This is a genomic window from Paenibacillus ferrarius, from assembly GCF_002027705.1.
In the GTDB taxonomy this organism is placed as follows: domain Bacteria; phylum Bacillota; class Bacilli; order Paenibacillales; family NBRC-103111; genus Paenibacillus_E; species Paenibacillus_E ferrarius.
This window is the reverse complement of sequence record NZ_MBTG01000051.1, coordinates 14,519-31,452: the sequence shown is the minus strand read 5'-3', so window position 1 is coordinate 31,452 and position 16,934 is coordinate 14,519. Positions and strand designations below refer to the sequence as shown.

The 16,934-nt window shown below is 45.1% G+C and carries 14 protein-coding genes and 1 pseudogene; 1 reads left to right on the top strand and 14 read right to left on the bottom strand.

Annotation, left to right across the window (positions count from 1 at the left end):
- Positions 1-17: 17 nt before the first annotated feature.
- The 8 genes from BC351_RS34700 to BC351_RS34665 all read right to left on the bottom strand — a co-directional run bounded on the left by BC351_RS34700 (position 18) and on the right by BC351_RS34665 (position 10,584).
- Complete coding sequence (locus BC351_RS34700; protein ID WP_079409177.1) at positions 18-347, bottom strand: DUF3139 domain-containing protein; 330 nt, start codon at positions 345-347, stop codon at positions 18-20.
- A 297-nt stretch (positions 348-644) separates the two neighbouring features.
- Positions 645-1,646 carry a Gfo/Idh/MocA family protein gene (locus tag BC351_RS34695; protein ID WP_158082337.1) on the bottom strand — a complete coding sequence of 334 codons (1,002 nt, stop codon included), beginning with the start codon at positions 1,644-1,646 and terminating at the stop codon, positions 645-647.
- Positions 1,647-1,670: 24 nt separating this feature from the next.
- On the bottom strand, positions 1,671-2,042 hold the full coding sequence (locus BC351_RS34690) for a cupin domain-containing protein (protein WP_079419705.1): 372 nt from the start codon (positions 2,040-2,042) through the stop codon (positions 1,671-1,673).
- A 55-nt stretch (positions 2,043-2,097) separates the two neighbouring features.
- Positions 2,098-4,629 carry a glycosyl hydrolase family 95 catalytic domain-containing protein gene (locus BC351_RS34685; protein ID WP_079419703.1) on the bottom strand — a complete coding sequence of 844 codons (2,532 nt, stop codon included), beginning with the start codon at positions 4,627-4,629 and terminating at the stop codon, positions 2,098-2,100.
- Between the two features lie 24 nt (positions 4,630-4,653).
- Complete coding sequence (locus BC351_RS34680) at positions 4,654-6,150, bottom strand: extracellular solute-binding protein (protein WP_079419701.1); 1,497 nt, start codon at positions 6,148-6,150, stop codon at positions 4,654-4,656.
- A 56-nt stretch (positions 6,151-6,206) separates the two neighbouring features.
- Positions 6,207-7,079, bottom strand: a complete 873-nt coding sequence (locus BC351_RS34675) for a carbohydrate ABC transporter permease (RefSeq protein WP_079419699.1) — start codon at positions 7,077-7,079, stop codon at positions 6,207-6,209.
- A 30-nt stretch (positions 7,080-7,109) separates the two neighbouring features.
- Positions 7,110-7,967, bottom strand: coding sequence for an ABC transporter permease (locus BC351_RS34670; RefSeq protein ID WP_425270959.1), 858 nt, complete (start codon positions 7,965-7,967; stop codon positions 7,110-7,112).
- A 340-nt stretch (positions 7,968-8,307) separates the two neighbouring features.
- On the bottom strand, positions 8,308-10,584 hold the full coding sequence (locus tag BC351_RS34665; RefSeq protein WP_158082336.1) for a helix-turn-helix domain-containing protein: 2,277 nt from the start codon (positions 10,582-10,584) through the stop codon (positions 8,308-8,310).
- 237 nt (positions 10,585-10,821) lie between these two features.
- Here BC351_RS34665 and BC351_RS34660 point away from each other — a divergent pair, with 237 nt between their 5' ends.
- A complete protein-coding gene (locus BC351_RS34660) occupies positions 10,822-11,562 on the top strand; it encodes a helix-turn-helix transcriptional regulator (RefSeq protein WP_079419695.1) in 741 nt (246 codons plus the stop codon).
- 17 nt (positions 11,563-11,579) lie between these two features.
- Here the strand turns inward: BC351_RS34660 and BC351_RS34655 are convergent, their stop codons facing one another.
- The 6 genes and pseudogenes from BC351_RS34655 to BC351_RS34635 form a co-directional block, all read right to left on the bottom strand.
- A complete protein-coding gene (locus BC351_RS34655; RefSeq protein ID WP_079419693.1) occupies positions 11,580-12,632 on the bottom strand; it encodes a Gfo/Idh/MocA family protein in 1,053 nt (350 codons plus the stop codon).
- 13 nt (positions 12,633-12,645) lie between these two features.
- Positions 12,646-13,026 (bottom strand): cupin domain-containing protein, encoded by a 381-nt coding sequence (locus BC351_RS34650; protein WP_158082335.1) that lies wholly within the window; start codon positions 13,024-13,026, stop codon positions 12,646-12,648.
- Positions 13,027-13,252: 226 nt separating this feature from the next.
- Positions 13,253-13,330 (bottom strand): annotated as a pseudogene (locus BC351_RS41865) (RNA polymerase subunit sigma-70); the annotation flags it as partial.
- A 137-nt stretch (positions 13,331-13,467) separates the two neighbouring features.
- On the bottom strand, positions 13,468-14,571 hold the full coding sequence (locus BC351_RS34645) for a Gfo/Idh/MocA family protein (RefSeq protein ID WP_079419689.1): 1,104 nt from the start codon (positions 14,569-14,571) through the stop codon (positions 13,468-13,470).
- 43 nt (positions 14,572-14,614) lie between these two features.
- Positions 14,615-15,472: a sugar phosphate isomerase/epimerase family protein gene (locus BC351_RS34640; RefSeq protein WP_079419687.1), complete on the bottom strand. Its 858-nt coding sequence runs from the start codon at positions 15,470-15,472 to the stop codon at positions 14,615-14,617.
- Positions 15,469-16,926 carry a DHA2 family efflux MFS transporter permease subunit gene (locus BC351_RS34635; protein ID WP_279628391.1) on the bottom strand — a complete coding sequence of 486 codons (1,458 nt, stop codon included), beginning with the start codon at positions 16,924-16,926 and terminating at the stop codon, positions 15,469-15,471. The genes BC351_RS34640 and BC351_RS34635 overlap by 4 nt, the downstream gene beginning before the upstream one ends.
- Positions 16,927-16,934 lie beyond the last annotated feature (8 nt).

Here is a 16,934-nt window from a genome sequence, read left to right as displayed (position 1 = left end):
GGATCAACGAATATTGCTTACCTTGCGGCAAGATTTTTAAGATCTGAGTCAGTAATTCCTAATTGTTTACCTTCTTCTGTAACGCTATGGCTAAACTGCATTACATTATTATGGGCAAAATATATGTACTCAACGTACGGTTCATTTTCAAATACAACAACCGTGTAAAATGACGGTAATTTAATCCCCCAGATTCCTTTAACCGATTTAATTTCATTCTTCTTATAATGTTGTTCATTCAAAAGGTAGTTAGTCACTTTGTTCGCATAAATTATCTTGTTTGCTTGTACGTAAAAGAAGGGCGTGATGAGAACTCCAATTACTAATAAGGCTGCTATCCATTTCATTATTTCAATGTAACAGCCCCTTTCTACTTCCCAACACTTACTGTTCACTAACTTATTCGATACTTACCTATATTTTTCCTTTGGTATAGCAATAGCCCCATTACTTGTTAAACTAATCTACCCGTACGGAATAGGCTACCGATATTAAGTCAGCGGTAGCCTGTTGTGGTATTCTCAACTATCGTTCCTCGTTAGTTTAAGGACGGGGTGTATCCGTTTCATTGACTGTTTTGTATAGCTTTCTTCTGATCTCCGTTACCAACAATTTTTTCTCCTCTTCGGATATTCCATCGGCGCTCAACTTTCGTGCTGCAATAGGAACACCTCTCTCAGTGCTGCTTCCACGGAAAGCATTTTGCCCGTTCTCGAAGATACGGCTGCAGCATGCACCAAGCTTTGCGATTTCAAATACTCTCTTCCGCTAGGTCTTGGCTCCCGCTTTTCCTTCAAAGCGGCAAGAAATTCATCGATGGACAGCACGTTACCTACCCCGTCAAAGGTGTACACTTCATCGGCTTTTCCTTCTTTCATAAGCTGCACTCGGTTGCTTGTTATCGCAATCGCGCCTTCCGCACCTTCGAAACGCCAATCGCCGTACCATTCGGTTAGTTTTCCCTTGGCCATCATGTTACCGTGATAATCTACGACCGTCCCGCCGTCAAGCTCCATCCAAGCGCTAAGGTGGATCGTCGTCGTATCCGTCCAGCTACCAGGTGGGTTGCTATTCATGGCAAACACTTTCACGGCTTCCTGACCGGTAAAATAACGGATCATATCGAAATGATGAATTGTAACATCTTCCAGCAGTCCGTTTGCCAGCCGACCGAAATAAGGAACGGGTACGACATGATAACGGTCGAATTCAATGTGTACCGATGACAAATGTCCGATGACCCCTCTGTCTAAAAGCTCCTTCGCCTTGAGCACCGGAGCGAAGAAACGGTAATTCTCGGAAATCATGAACGGAATATTTTTCAGTTCAGCTTGATTGACAATATATTGAGCATCCGTAATATCGTTCGAAATCGGCTTCTCGCAGAGCACCGGCAGGCCATGCGAGAATGCGATCTCGTTAATCGTAGTGTGAATATGAGGAGGCGTAACATTAATGACGAAATCGGGGCATTCGCTGATAATCGCTTCTTCCAAAGTCAAATAAAACGGTGTTTCCGAATCAATTGTTTCCCGCAGTTGAACGTTTGCTTCAACAACACATACCGTCTGCACACCCGGATGACGTCTTAATCTCTTGTACCACCCTAAACCGAAGTTTCCTAAACCAACTAGAACTGCCTTCATGCTACTCATCCTCACTTATCTTTATTAAAATTGATTTTTGTTTCGTGACGGCCCTGCATGAAACCAGACGACGACGATAGGATCTTCCACGCTTGAAATGAGATGATGATCTTCTCCTGGCTCAATAATGACGACATCTCCCGTCTTAACGGGATGCATAATTGAACCTGCTTGTTCTTTGATTTCAACCTCGCCCTTGCCCTGCATGATCAGGAAAGCTTCACAATCTTCATGCACATGATAGTCGATCCCGCCCGGCCCGTCGTTCGTATGAGCGCGTGCTCCTGGCTTCTCGAAGGCAAGTCCACCGTAAGAAATGTAATCCCCCGGCATGATGTCTTTCAAAATATGTCCTTCCATAACATCGGCGAGCTGCTGTAATCGATAAGTTTTCATTTGAAACCACTCCTTATGAAATATGATTCGATCTTTTAGGATTCTCGATAAATTCTCACTCTGTGATGGCAAAGACGAACGACTCGCCTGCACCGGTCGCAAACTCAAACAATGAACCGCTCAAACGCTTAACTTCACGGCCTCCCTGCACTACGGACACTTGCCGTTCCCCCCAAGGGTTGCGCATTCTGCAAATACCGCCGAGCGTGGATTCAATGCTTAACGAAACGATAACACCTTTTCGGATCTCAGACGTAACTTTAAAACCTCCGTGACTCCAAAGCGAGAATTCCACATCCCACCCATCAGGGACTGTGGGGAACACTTTAATGACCGGCTCTTTACCGGGACTGCCGGGCCCACTTTGACAGAGTGCAATCTGTAAGGCGTACGCCACATTTCCGATCCTCTGTGCGCTGATGGCGTTGACGCCTTCCCGTACCGTCAGCCGATTGTCGTAATATTTGATTTTCCCCGTATCTGCATAGTAGCAATATTCACGATCGGCATTCACACATTCTAGCTGCGCCACTACAGCTTGTTTAAAGCCCTCAGCCACTCCCATACCAGCTAGCATAACGGCAACAGACGACATTTCGGACACAGCCTTGCTCCAGTCACCTCCCAGCATATTCGTTTGAAAGGCAAGGGTGGATTTGCCTGTTTGGAACCAATCCGGATTTTCGCTCGCAGTCTCTAAGGAACAGAGAATAAAATCCCGCATCGGATCGTTAGCGATCTCCCTCCGATCGTCAAGCACCCGCCCGATCGCACCAACCCAAACAGGCTCCTCATCTTCTTTTGTTCTAAAGACAGCCTCCGGATGATCGCTTCGCGGGAGCGGAGCCAGGTTGCGATAAAACTCATCCCACACCGGCCACATGTCTTTATCCACACCCAGTATATGGGCCGCTTTCAGCAGCACAGGCATGATCCCGTGAAGCGAAGACATCACTTGAATCGTATCTTTGCCCCCGATGTACTTCTCACCGCTAATCGTATTGTGCATATGGTATTTGCCATCATCCTCCTTTCGCAAGTGCGGATAATTGCGCAGGAATTCCGCTGCCCCTTTGATCATCGGATATGCCCGTTCCTCCAACCATGCCCTGTCTTTGGTGAATTCATAATAATTCCAATAATGATAGGCGATGCCCGCTATGTTCCAAAACATATGGGTCGTGGATCCGAAAGGGCCCCAGCCCTTATCGGAATAGACCAGATCCCCGTCTACCCATGATTCGTGTCCCTTCCAGTTCCAACGGCTCTCATGCGGATGCTTTTTATGTGCGTATTGCTTGAATTTTTCGGAGCGTTCCTCCCAAGGCTTATGAAGCAAGTAAAGCTCTCTCATCTCGGAGGCAATATCTTCAGGCATCTCATCCAAACCGTTAAACCATACAGTTTCGGGAATATAGATCCCCTTGCTGCCCCACTGCTGCTCCGCCGCTTTGGCACATGAATCGTACATGCCCGAATACATGTCGAAATAGGGCTGCATCAACTCATAGTGACCTGTTGCCAGAACCGCATTGTAATATAATCTCAGGTTGCTCCACCATTGCATAGCTCCCCAATGTCTATAGTCCCCGCGTGGGCTTAATAACATGCCGCCGAAGTTGGGAGCATATTTGCCGCCTCGGGAATTAGACGCCATCAAATACACATAGTACGTGTAATGCTTCTCCACCAACTCGGCGCTGCCGTCATCGCTGTTCAAGCGAATGAATGATATTTGCCAAAACTGGTTCCACCAAAGCTTATGCTCCTTCAACAAGCGCTCATAGCCAGCTTTTCTTGCTGCTTCTAATTGATTTATTGCCAACACTGAGACGTCCACGGTTTCATCAAAGGTAGCGCTGCTTGCTATGTAGACTTCGAATCTACCCATACCTGGTTTAATGCATAAGCGCATTTCCGTCTCATTCGGCTGCCCGAGTACTTTGCTCTCTCTAAAATCGGTGACCGGCGCCCTTCCGCCAAGTTCATCGTTCATCCGGATGATCCCTTCGCGGTCAGAGATTCCGACCGCGACCGCCGAGGAGCAGTAATAGCTGCCCTCTCTGAATTCCTGCTTCAAGATCATCACGTCTTTGTGCATGATGAGTTTAGAAACCGCCGTATGACTCTTCGTCGCGACTTCCGCAGGCCGGAGCATCTTCAACTTGATGTTGATGCCTTGCGGGCTTTTCCTTCCATCCTCGACCTTAAAGGCATACACATCGCTGTGGTCATAAGCAATCGCTTCTAGAGCAACTCCGTTACCGTGGATGGAGGCCGTCGCATCGTATAAACTTAAATGCTGGCGAACCGTTCTGTCCTGAAACACGTCTTCCCCATAATCCACAAAATCGATGTCGACGAAACCGCAAGCGTAACCGTAATCCAGATGCCTTTGATTGAAGCTGTTCGTCGAGCGGTCATTGGCAAACACATCGACGCGATTCACCTGTAATTTCACAGCAGACGGAGATGTCCAAAGAAGGCTTCCCATTTTTCCGTTTCCGATTGGCAGACCGCCTTCGTTTCTTTTGACGGTGTGTTCGTAGTGTAAATCTCCGCGAGACACAAGCTCTCGATAATTCATACCTGAATTCACGCTCCAAGTCTGTTATTTCTTGTATTTGTTGTACAGCTCGGTATATTCCTTGATAACGTCGGCGCCGCCCGCCTGCTTCCATTTCTCAAGCTCTTTACCCCAGCCTGCTTCGTCAATGACGCCCATGATGAACTTGATTTTCGCGTCGTCAATGATTTTCTTATTCGTCGACAGCTTTTTCTTACTATCATCGCTTAGGATGAGTCCGTACGATGCGTCCGCAACGCCGTACTGCTTAATTTCCGCAAGCGCATCCGTCGCCTCTTTCGCAAGCGGCGTTCCGTTATTGATCAGGACCGAACGCATGGCGAGGTGTTGGATCGGCACGACTTCCTTGTTGTATTTGGTGTCGTCCAAAATCTTCTGTACGCCGTTCTCATCCTTGTAATGAACACCATCAATGCCGAGCAGGACCGTTTTCACCAACTTGTCGTCGGCCATCTTGTCAAAGAAGCTCAAAATCTTCCTCAAATCCACTTCCGTCTTGACGCTCGACTTCGGAAACATATACATGCCCAGGAACCCACTGCCCTTGGCAACCCGCTTCTGGCCGGTCGTCGAGACGAGCGCCGGGATGAAGTGAACGTCTGCGCCCGGCAATGTCTTGCCTAAGCCGACGAACGTTTCGCCTCGGTAAGCTTCGACGATGTTTCCTCGGATGCCTATTTTCCCGTTGATCCAATCCTCCGATACTTTGGCGCCCGGCACTGTTGCAAAGTCCTGGTTGAGGATCTTCTCGTTGTATAGCTTTTTCATGAATTTCAAATAGTCCACATATTCTTTGGTCATGAAATCGGGAACCATCTGGTTATTGATATACCCCCATCCATACGGCGCGCCGAATAGGAGCGGAAACGTATAGGTGCCCAAATCTTTATTTTCGGTGATACCCCAAGTGTCCTTCTTCCCGTTTCCATCCGGGTCATTCAACGTAAATGCTTTTAGCAAATTATAATAATCATCCACGGTTTTGGGCAGCTCTTTAACCCCTGCTTTATCCAGCCAATCTTTCCGGTAATACATGACGATCCTTTCCGGGTAACGGCCCCGATAAAGACCATATATTTTTCCGTTGATTCGGGTATTGTTCAGTGTATCTTTATCTAGTTTGCTTAGGTTCGGATAGTCCTTCAAATAGGGCTCGACATCCCAGAAGAACCCGCTCTGTGCAGCGCTTACGATGACCGTATCCTGCGGATTCACAACAAGCATCGCCTGCGGCAGGTCTCCGGATGCCATTGATACATTCAATTTATCCGTATAATTGGAGTTCAGCACCCATGTGATATCGAGCTTCGTATTCGTCTGCTGTTCGATATATTTCACAATGGGGTTGTCCGCTGTCGGGGGCTCTGCCGTTTCAAATTGGCTCATCATTTTGATTCGAAATGGCGCTGTTGAATCCGTACCGACCGCGGATGGATTGCTGTTACTTCCGGAACATCCGGTCAATGCCGCGATAAGCAGCATCGACACCGCAGGTGCTATTCTCTTAAACCCATTACTCATAAAGCATAACCTCCATATTTGTATTGAAATGGTTTTCCACTCCCGAGCCGTCTTTCCTACTCTTTTACGGACCCGAGCAGCACGCCTTTCGCAAAATGACGTTGCAAGAAAGGATATACAAGCAGGATGGGAACTGTAGATACGACTGTAACGCCCATTTGGATCGTTTTCCCCGGCGGAATCACCCCCTCGAAGTTGTTTGCGGAATCACCTATGCCGGTTTGTGACAAAAGGACAATTTGACGCAGCCATACCTGGATCGGAAACTTGCTTGCATCATTAATATAGAGAAGAGCGTTTAGAAATTGATTCCAATGCCCGACTGCATAAAACAGCGTTAATGTCGCAATCGCCGGCATCGACAGCGGAATCACGATCATGAACAAGATCTGCGGATCACTAGCACCATCGATTCGGGCCGAATCCTCCAGTTCATCCGGCAGCTGAGCGAAAAAGTTTTTCAATATGATCAGATAAAAGGCGCTAATGGCCCCGGGAAGCAGCAGTGCCCCGTAAGTGTCGAGCAATCCTAGATTTTTCACGACCAAATAGGTCGGAATCATACCTCCACTGAATAGCATGGAGAAAATGACCATCAGCATGACCGGCTTGCGTATCCGCAGCCGTTTATTGGCCAAAGGAAACGCCATCAAGGCGGTAAGCACAATGTTAATGGCCGTTCCCGCAATCGTGATGAAAATCGTGACCCATAATGAGTGCGGAATCGTATTCGTGCTGAAAATGTACCGGTAAGCGGCAAGTGAAAACGTCTCCGGGATGATCACAAAACTTTTCTGGAGAGCTTCCTTGGGAGCTGCGAACGAGCCGGTCACGTTGAGAAGAAACGGAACGACAGTAATCACGGCCATCAGAAATAAAAGAAAATAATTAACGCTATCGAACAGCTTACTGCCCCATGATCTGTACATATCTATGCCCACGCCTCCTTTCCTGTAAGCTTAGTAAATGCCTTCTTCCCCGAACTTCTTAGCCAATCGGTTTGTGAGCAAAACCAAAACAAGTCCGATCACTGACTTGAACATGCCAACTGCCGCACTGAAGCCAAATTGGCCGCCTAAGATCCCCACCGTGTACACATAGGTGTCGAACACCTCCCCGACTTCTCGGTTAAGCGTATTAAGCATCAGATAAATTTGTTCGAAGCCGGTATCGAGAAACGACCCCAGCCTTAGAATCAGCAGGATGACGATGGTGCTTCGTATTGAAGGCAGCGTAATGTGATAAAGCTGCCGCCAACGGTTCGCCCCATCCATTCGCGCTGCCTCATAAAGCTGAGGATTGACGCCAGACAGCGCCGCCATGAAAATAATCGTTCCCCATCCCGTCTCTTTCCATATGACTTCCAGGGTGACCATCGGTCTAAACCAGCGAGTGCTGTCCAGAAAATGTACTTTCTGGAATCCGAGCGACTGCAAGATCTCATTCACAATACCGTTCTCGATCGTAAAGAAAAAATAGAAGAAGCTAACAACGATAACCCACGACAGAAAATGCGGAACGTAAACCAGCAAGACGACAAACTTCTTGTACACTTCATGCCTGACTTCATTGAGCATTAGCGCGATAATAATAGGCAATGGAAAAAATAGAAAAATGTTATACGCCGCCAGGATCGCGGTATTTCGCAGCAGCATCCAGAAATCTGGGCTACTGAACAAAGCGTGAAAATGAGCGAAGCCTACCCACTCGCTTTTGGAGATTCCAAGGAACGGCATATAGTTCTGAAACGCAATCACCAGCCCCCACATCGGAAGATACCGGAAAATCAGAAAATAAATTACGCCCGGCAGCAGCATGAGATATAACCAATAGTCCCTTTTTACTTCTTTTAAAATCTTGCTCCTAACCCCTTCCGTTTGGGCGTCGTTAGGATGGTGATGATTCTCCGCTACTTCTGTCAACGCTTTCAAAATGATTCCTCCCATCTCGTGTTTGATAAGGCTAAGGTACAAGAAGTGGAAGCAGATTGTAAATAATCCGCAACGCAGTACTCTACTGATCATTCCGTTTCTCTGGTTTTCGCGGATAATCTCGAGCACAGTAACGAACCGATTACCCAAAAAGTCCCCCCATATCAAAAAACGCGCATGCCACGTGCTCTTTCGAGAGCGATCTGCCTGCGCTGTCCAAGGTATTTTATTCGTTATGCTTCACCAAATTATCTCGGTACTGTTTAGGTGTAATACCTTCCATCTTCTTAAAATAACGAATAAAATTTTGCGAATTGCTGAATCGCAGTTTTTCGGCAATCTCCTGAATTTGATCTTCGGTCTCCGCCAGGAGTTTTCTCGCTATATTTAACCTATAATGGGATAGATAATCGCTAAAGCTGCTTCCCATTTCTTTTCGGAATATTTGCCCCAAATAGTTCGGGTTATAATGAAGACGGGAAGCGCAGGCTTCCAACGTCAACTCAGAATCGTATTCATCATGGATGATTTGAATCAGTGTTTTGATGATATTCCTCTGCTGGGATTCGCTACGAGCCAACATTTCCTTCAATATCGGTTCCACGACATGATCGTATATCCAAATCTCCATTTCTTGGACGGATGTCTGCAGCAGTTGATCCAACTTCTGAAAAATCGGTTTTTCTTTAAACAATGAGATGAACATTTCATCTGATTGATGCGAAATCTTAATCAAATCCATCAGCAACAGAAAAATATACATGGAACAATATCGATAGCCATAGTGACCCGAACACATTTCCGCAATGATATTATGAAGTGTGCGCTTAGCTTGCTCCACGTCTGCGAATTTAATCGCATCGATTAATTCTTTCACCATAAAACCGGGGTATTTACCCGTGTTGCCCGTTTCGTTCATATCAAAATCAGAAGCGTACAGGATGGCTTCCGTGCCCTGGGTAAACCTTGATTTTAACGCATCCGTTGCCTCGCCATATGCAGTAGAAGCATCTACCGGCTGGTTGAACGGACGGCTTATCCCAATGCTTACTTGAAGACGCAAATACTGTTTGACAACCTGCTGGATAGAACGTGACAGTATATATAGTTCCTCCTTAAAGGCGTCAACATTTTGAATCTCAGTGCCAAGCAGAACGACTTGCATGTGATTCATAATGACCGGATTTAGGACTAACAATTCCGAGGCGGTTTCGCCCAGCATATTTTTTACGGCAAATAATAAAAGATCGCGGTCCTTATCCATATAACCAGTATCCGTTAATGTGTCGATCTGTACCGTGAGTACACAAAAATGATTCCAGTCCACATCTGGCCCGAGGTTACTTTCAATTTCCTGAGGCCTCACTTCACCTTGAAACAATTTATATGCAAAAAAATCGTTCAGCTGATTATTTTGTATATGTAACTGGCCTCTGAGCTTCTGACTGTCCTGAAAAAAAGCATGCATTCGATTATTTATATAATCCATTTCGTTGCTTTGTGGCTGGACATTCAACTTATCTGAGGAGTTGAATGCGACCATATGGTACAGCTGTTCGATAGGAGAGTATAGTCTTCGGCTACCGTAAAAGGAAAACACGAAAAATACACTAATCACAACAAAACCTGTGATAAAAATAAACAAGCCGATGAATCGGGAGTTTTGCTCAGCCTCTAGGGTCGAAACCATCGATAAATAGGTCCATTTGTATTTCTCCGAATGCCGAAAAGTGAACGAATATTTGGATCCATTGATCCTGGTTAAGAAATTACCTTGAGGGGCTTGCTTCACTTGTGAGTGAGTCATTTGGGCAATCTGATTCACGTCTTGATCGCGAAGGTCATACTGCGTTATGTTCCGAATCACGTTGCCCTTGTCGTCAATCATCGTCATTTGGCCTAAGTCTTTGTTCGCCATCAACTCACGAAACGAATCAATGCTCGAAATTTTTGTTCTCACGATTCCCTGGAATCGGTCAAATGCTGAAAAGGGCACCTTCAATGTGTACTGAAAAAAATCAGAATCAGTCGTTTTACTCCATGTTGAACCTGAGGCGACTTGCCTAAGCTGATTCATTTCTTCATCGTTGTATACCTCGGTTATCGGGAGTACCCCACCATTTCGTAAAACCCACCCTTTTTCCAAATTAATAATTTCCAGACTGTTGATGATCGAGGAGTGAGAATATAAAGAGCTAATCTCTCCTACCATATTTTTAACCTTTACATAATTGTCATAGCTGTTCATCGTAAGGTTATCGTTCAATATACTTGTAAAGCTCGGAAGCAACGTAAACTGGATGATAGCGCTTTCAACTGATTGAAACGAATTTTCCAACTGGAGCTGGGTCTGAAGGAGAAGCTGCGCATTTATTTTATCGATCTTCTCGTTCATTAAACCGGATGTTTTATAATAGGCAATGTAACCGAGAAACGAAACGGCAATGATGACCAGTACGATGTTGAAGAAGAGCAGCTTGACGAAGTAACTTGTCCTTCTCATGATCATCCTCCTTTTCGAAATAACATTCACATTGTAAGAATCTTCTATATAACAAGTGTCTTCCCCTGCAATAAAACAAAAAAACCGCGTTTAACTCGGTGAACCCTGAGCCGAAGACGAATGGGATGATGAGACATTGCTGCGTATCAATCCAACCCAGCATTTGACTTGACTATTTGGGATATAAATGAAACAATATTTTATGAAAAATCGATACCTATTAACCGGAGTGATTATATGGATATCCTATCAATGCATAACGGGAAACACTGCGTTCCAGAATGGAAATGGCATGTTCCCGTCGGTTGTCATCCAGGGTTTACCTTGTGGAGTATTTGGGGTGGAGAAGGTCAAATCATGCTAGGCAAGAACTGCTACAAATTAAGCATCGGTGATGTTTTTTTTATCAATTATCAGAACGAGGTCGACGCCTATCAAAGTGAACATACCAGTCTCGATGTGCGTTATATTGATTTTACATTGCAGAATCCGGATATCTTGAGTGACTTGCCTGAGCATCGTCATTTTGATCAATATCATTTTGTACTTGAGCTTTTCAATCGCTTTCGGTTAGCCGAAGAGAGAAATAACTTGACGCAAATGGAAGTATGGCTGCAAGCACTTATTACGGAATATCAACATATAACGCCAACATCAACCGGAGCATATACAATAAAAATTGATGAGCTATGCCGCATGTTTCAACAACATCCACAGCAGCAATATGATATGAGCGAACTTGCCCAGAGTTTTTCTCTTACGACAGATCATTTTATTCGCATTTTTAAACAGGAACGCGGCGTTACGCCCTACGCCTATCTGCAGCGCTGCAGATTGGAAACTGCCAAAACTCTGTTGCGCATGTCTACTCTCAGTATTACGGACATTGCGAGCAGTTGCGGCTTTTCTGATATCTATAATTTTTCTCGTTTTTTTCAGTCAAAAACAGGAATTTCTCCAAGCAGATTTCGTAATTGAATTGTTTCATCAATCAATCATTCGAACTTGACTGGCGTGTTATTTTCAGCACTCAAGTAAACCATATCTAGCATTTGGGTAATCTTTAATCCCTGTTGCGGCGTGCACGGTACCTCTTCATCATTGACAATGGCATCAAGAAACGCTTGCCGAATGTTCGGCATCTTAGAAATCCTTATATGTTCTAAAGGAATATCGTGTACTTCTCCGTCAATTTCCAAAAACACTTTATTGCCTGTAGATTTACTATCTCCAACTACTGTTTGCAGGACCGCACCGCCCTTGGAGCCATAAATCCGTGTTGTAATCACCTCGTTCTCACGGTTGCTGGCCCAGGATGCTTCCAATTCAAGCATAAGCCCGTTTGTCATACGAAACATCGCTACACCCATGTCTTCAAGCTCAAAATTCTGAATGCCTCTGCGAGCTGCCTCGTCCTTTGAGACCTTGCAGAACGTGTTTGCAAGTACCCATTCCGGATCTGGATGCCCGCAAAACCACATAGCGCGGTCCAGTACATGGACACCAAGATCAATGATTGCTCCACCGCCACATTGCTCTTTTCCAGATGCAAGCGGATACCACCATGGCACTCCTCGTCTTCGTTGCCACTGTGTACGCACATAATAGATATCGCCAAGCTTGCTTTCGTCGATAACGGATTTTAATGTTTGGCACTCGTGTTGAAAGCGCTGATTGAAATTGATCATCAACTTCTTATTATGTTTTTGAGCGGCTTCAAGCATTTGTCTCCCTTCTGCCGCATTTCTTGCCATAGGCTTTTCACACAGCACATGCACGCCCGCTTCCATCGCCCGAATGGAAAGCCTCATATGCAAAAAATTAGGAACTGCGAGGCTAATCGCATCCAAATTTTCCTCTTTTAGCATCTTGTTGAAATCCGTATATTTTTTTGAAATGTTATATTTGTCGCCTATCTCTTTCAGTCTTAATTCATCAACGTCGCACAACACAATTTCTTTAACGGTGTCGCTGTTTGCGTAGTCTTTAACATGACTTGCTCCTACAGTTAATCCGACAACACCAACTTTAAGTTTTCTGTTGTTCAAGCTTATCCCTCCGTTATTTTATTGCAGAAGCATATATCACGATAATTCTTAAATCCTCGGGACCGTTATTAATAAGACCGTGGCTGCCGTTTGAACGGCAGACGCTTATATCGCCTTCCGACATCTCGTATAGGTTGCCGTCAAGCTCCATGATTCCGTGACCAGAAATGCAGTAATACCACTCTTCCATTGGAACATCGCTGTTATGCTGGTGATAGCCGAAGGTAGAACCTGACGGGATGATATCATCATGAATGAATTTAATGTATTGCTTATCGCTTGATGACACCGCTTGAATAATATCTTTTAGTTGAAAAGGACCTTTACCACCATGGCAATTCTGACGAGTCTCGTACATTTTTGACTTGTTTTCGATAAAATCGGTTTTTTTCATAAAGTAACTCCTCTTCAACATGAGTTGTATTTAATATTTTACCCAGCTTAATCATAGGCTTGACAAACTGGAATGTAAATGTAAAAAGGCGATTATAATTTATGAAAAATCGATATTGGCGTAATTGAACTCCAAGTCGCTGGCCCCCCAATATTTCAGCGATCGGGTAAATGCAAGTTTAAAGGCCATCCAATGCGGGATCAATGTCATTAAGTTAAGGCTCAGGTGGGGAAAATGACTCAATCGCCTTGATCAATCCGATCGTTCCGATCGAGATCAAGTCCTCTAAATCTTCCCCTATGTTAAGTGAAATTCCGCACTAATCGCACCGATCATAAAAAATATAAATACAACCTTAATTTCTGTTACTTTTCTCAAAAAAATCGCCCCTCAGTGAAGTCACACTAGGAGCGATTTATTTAACACAAAGACGATCAACAACTATAAAAATTCAACGGTTTTTCCAGATCTTGCTGATTCATAGATGGCTTCCAAAATCTGTGTTACAACAAAAGCTTGTTCAGGTTTGACAAGAGGTTCTGTGTCATGGAGAATGCTTTCCAGCCATTGTCTGGCCTCTTTCACACCTAGTTCTTCAGCGCCTGCATCGAAATATGCGATACCTCCGCCTGTTGTAGCCTTCGTTTCGACCAGCTTTCCATACTTGGTGCTATTGAATACCAACTCACCTTTGCCCATAGCAGGGTTGCCTTTCATTTCCGCTCCACCTTCAGTTCCACACAGGGTCGTCATCGCTTCTCTCGTATCCGTTATATTAAGCGCCCAAGCACATTCTAGGAAAATCGTTGCACCATTTTCCATTTTAATAAATCCGAAGGCCGAATCTTCTACTTCATAGGTTTCCGGATCCCATGGACCGAACATGTTGCCTTCGAACTTATCCGCTAATTTGTGGAAAACCGATCCTGTCACCGATTTCGGCTTGTAGTTGTCCATGAACCAGAGAGATAAATCCAGCGCATGCGTGCCAATGTCGATCAAAGGTCCGCCACCTTGCTGTTCTTTGTCCGTAAAAACGCCCCAGGTCGGAACTCCGCGTCTGCGAAGGGCATGAGCTTTGGTCATATAAATATCGCCGAACTCACCCTGGCGGCACGCTTCGTACAATACCTGTGAATCGTCTCGGAACCTATTTTGGTAACCGATCGTTAATTTTCTTCCTGTCTTCTTGCTTGCCTCTAACATCTTTTTAGCTTCAACAGAATTGATAGCCATCGGCTTTTCGCACATGACGTGCTTACCTGCCTCCAGCGCAGCAACTGTTATGAAGGAATGCTGAAGATTGGGAGTCAACACATGGATAACATCAATCGACTCATCTTGCAATAATTCCTTATAGTCCAAATAAACTTTTGCAAGCTCTGTTCCAAATTCTTTTGCAGCTTTGACAGCTCGTTCTTCAACGATGTCACAGAAAGCAACCATTTCGCCTAGATGGGTAAGTTTCGCTAATGAAGGCATATGCTTTTGGTTAGCAATACCCCCGCAGCCGATAATTCCGATTTTCAATGTAGCTGTTGACATGATCGAACACACTCCCTATAAGCTAACTTGTCATTTGATGGCTCTAAACAAACTTTTGCAAAACTTTTAAATCATTCGCTATACTAGTAAATTTATCATCGCTTATACCCTCATTTTCAATAAAGGCATATTGGATGGTGCCCAATTCTTTGATTTTGTCGTAGGTGGCTTTAAAATCGATTGAACCCGTTCCTAGATCCACAAAGTCACCTGCTTGTATGTATCCCTTCCCGCGATACAGCTGCATCATATCCAAATCTTCATCACCTGGCTGGAGAGCGTCAAATACGTTTAGATGCATGACTTCTTTATTTAAATCTTTCTGATGAACGATATCGCATCGGCTGCCTAATTTCTCAAGAACGGCTAGGGGATCAAGACCTGCGCGAATAACCCAGACTAAGTCCACCTCAAATTTAACGTGGGCAGGGTCCGTATTCTCAACGAGAATGTCATATAAGGTCGTATCTCCCCATCTTTTGAATTCATGGAAGTGATTATGAAAGTAAAATTGCAAACTGCTTTCCTTGCATTTTTTTCCAATCGCATTCAACTGTTCTGCGGTTTTCAATGTATCTTCACGATTTTTGATCCAAGCAGATGGCAATACAATCGCTTTACATCCAAGTTCAGCATTTTCTTGAATTAATTGATTCCAATTATCGGCATCTTGATCCAGTCGTTCATGGGCAGCTATGGGCTTAAGCCCTAGTTCATCCAGCTTATTTTTGATGGTTTGCAAAGGGAATGTGTCACTGTATCTGACGCCTGTCATAAAATTGGTGGTGATTAATTCCACATTGGTATAGCCTGCTGAAGCTACCTTTTCAAGGGCGCCGAAATAGTCGTTGTTTAGTGCTTGGAATACTGAAAATAAATTAACACCAATTGAAATGCTCATTTTAACTGCTCCTTTTGTGTGAAATTTTGGACGTGCTGTAGTTTATGGTTCGCGAGCGTCCTTTTCCAAGGTTTTCCTCTGTACAGCATCCAAACGAGAGGAAGGCCGACTAATACGATCATTGTTGCCACAACGTACACGTCATTGGAGCTCATCGTGAAGGCTTCTGCCTTCAGCAGCTTTCGCTGGGCTTCCGCAGCCCCATCTAAACCAAGTGCCTGGTTGTGTATGGTCAACCTTGATGCGATAAGTGAAGTAAACAACGCGATTGAAAAGGAACCGAAGACTTGACGGATCCAGTTATTCACTGATGAAGCGTGACCGGACAGTTCACGCGGGATGGCCTCCATACCGACATTAGTAAGCGGCATGATCGTTAACGAAAGCCCGATGTAGCGTATGGTTAACCACAGGGTGATGTACCATTGCGATACATTCACATCCAGACGACCTATAGCAAACGTTCCAACCGCAATCAATAGAATTCCGGAAACGATCAGCCATTGCGGGGCTATTCTCATATACAACTTGCCGACGAGAGGCATCACACCTGCCATCGCAAGTGTGGCCGGAAGTAAGATCAAACCAACCTCAAGTGCGGATGACCCCTGTACGTTCTGCAGGAACACCGGTATCAAATAGGCACCTGAATACAAGTTGAGCGTAATAATGGCCAGCACGGCAAGGCTAACCGTATATTTCATATTGACAAATACCTTCAAATTCAAGAGCGGTTCTTGGATCATCAATTCTCCCCGAATAAAGCACCCGAGCATCAGGAAGCCGAAAGCGAGCAGCGACAGCGTTCTCCAAGAGCTCCATCCCCATGCATGCGCCTCACTGAAGGCGATTAGGATTGAGCCGCTGCTCAAAATTACGGTAACCAAGCCGAGCAAATCGAACGTTTTCGGCGTATTCAATTTGTAATAGGGAATAAGTCGCCAAGCGACTACAATTGCTGCAATGCCGAACGGAATGTCCATGAGGAACAGCCATTTCCATTCGAACTTTCCGATTAGCCAGCCCGCGAGTAGAGGCCCGAACGCAGGCGAAAGCATCGTCGACAAAGTCCACATGCTGAGCGCAAACGCCTGCTTGGCTCGGGGAATGACCTGATAAAGGATCGTCATCGTGGATGGCAAGATCATCCCGCCAAAAATACCCTGCACGATTCGAAATGTAATTAACGATTCAACATTCCATGCGAAAGCGCTAAGACCTGAAATCAGCGTATAACCAATAAGCGCAGTGATATACAGGTACTTGGTGCTGATCTTTTCCCCAAGATAACCAGTGACGGGAGCTACCACTCCGGTTGCCAGTAAGTAGCCTGTCATCGTCCACTGCATAGTCGTCAAATCAGTATGGAATTGATTCATCAACATGGGGAACGCTACACTTATCGAACTCATTCCGAGATTCGCCAGAACGGACCCGAAAAAAATCGCGGTCATTATCGGTA

Bases quoted from the DNA above. Each gene is read 5' to 3' on its own strand.
- BC351_RS34700 (WP_079409177.1), bottom strand. From the start codon at position 347: ATGAAATGGATAGCAGCCTTATTAGTAATTGGAGTTCTCATCACGCCC.
- BC351_RS34695 (WP_158082337.1), bottom strand. From the start codon at position 1,646: ATGAAGGCAGTTCTAGTTGGTTTAGGAAACTTCGGTTTAGGGTGGTAC.
- BC351_RS34690 (WP_079419705.1), bottom strand. From the start codon at position 2,042: ATGAAAACTTATCGATTACAGCAGCTCGCCGATGTTATGGAAGGACAT.
- BC351_RS34685 (WP_079419703.1), bottom strand. From the start codon at position 4,629: ATGAATTATCGAGAGCTTGTGTCTCGCGGAGATTTACACTACGAACAC.
- BC351_RS34680 (WP_079419701.1), bottom strand. From the start codon at position 6,150: ATGAGTAATGGGTTTAAGAGAATAGCACCTGCGGTGTCGATGCTGCTT.
- BC351_RS34675 (WP_079419699.1), bottom strand. From the start codon at position 7,079: ATGTACAGATCATGGGGCAGTAAGCTGTTCGATAGCGTTAATTATTTT.
- BC351_RS34670 (WP_425270959.1), bottom strand. From the start codon at position 7,967: ATGCTGCTGCCGGGCGTAATTTATTTTCTGATTTTCCGGTATCTTCCG.
- BC351_RS34665 (WP_158082336.1), bottom strand. From the start codon at position 10,584: ATGAGAAGGACAAGTTACTTCGTCAAGCTGCTCTTCTTCAACATCGTA.
- BC351_RS34660 (WP_079419695.1), top strand. From the start codon at position 10,822: ATGGATATCCTATCAATGCATAACGGGAAACACTGCGTTCCAGAATGG.
- BC351_RS34650 (WP_158082335.1), bottom strand. From the start codon at position 13,026: ATGAAAAAAACCGATTTTATCGAAAACAAGTCAAAAATGTACGAGACT.
- BC351_RS34645 (WP_079419689.1), bottom strand. From the start codon at position 14,571: ATGTCAACAGCTACATTGAAAATCGGAATTATCGGCTGCGGGGGTATT.
- BC351_RS34640 (WP_079419687.1), bottom strand. From the start codon at position 15,472: ATGAGCATTTCAATTGGTGTTAATTTATTTTCAGTATTCCAAGCACTA.
- BC351_RS34635 (WP_279628391.1), bottom strand. From the start codon at position 16,926: ATGACCGCGATTTTTTTCGGGTCCGTTCTGGCGAATCTCGGAATGAGT.